Genomic DNA, 321 nt, shown 5'->3' on the forward strand with positions numbered 1-321 from the left:
GACCTGAAACCAGCCTTTAGCGACAATCTGTTCGAACAGATGCTCCAGCCTGCCAATTTACAGCGGGCCTGGAAACAGGTTCGAGCCAACCGGGGTGCAGCCGGAGTTGACGGCATGACCGTTGATGGTTTTCCGGCATGGGTGAAGTCGGGTGAATGGGACAAGGTTAAAGCCGCGCTTTGCGCTGGCACCTACCGCCCACAACCTGTCAGGCGAGTTGAGATCGAGAAACCCGGTGGGGGCAAGCGCCCGCTTGGTATTCCTACGGTGATTGATCGCATCATACAACAAGCCATGGCCCAAGTGCTCACGCCCATCTTT

1 pseudogene is annotated in these 321 nt (G+C 57.0%); it reads left to right on the forward strand.

What is annotated here, in order from left to right:
* Window positions 1-321: pseudogene (locus J0A66_RS22450) on the forward strand (group II intron reverse transcriptase/maturase); the annotation flags it as partial.

This window comes from Bowmanella dokdonensis (assembly GCF_017254865.1).
In the GTDB taxonomy this organism is placed as follows: domain Bacteria; phylum Pseudomonadota; class Gammaproteobacteria; order Enterobacterales; family Alteromonadaceae; genus Bowmanella; species Bowmanella dokdonensis.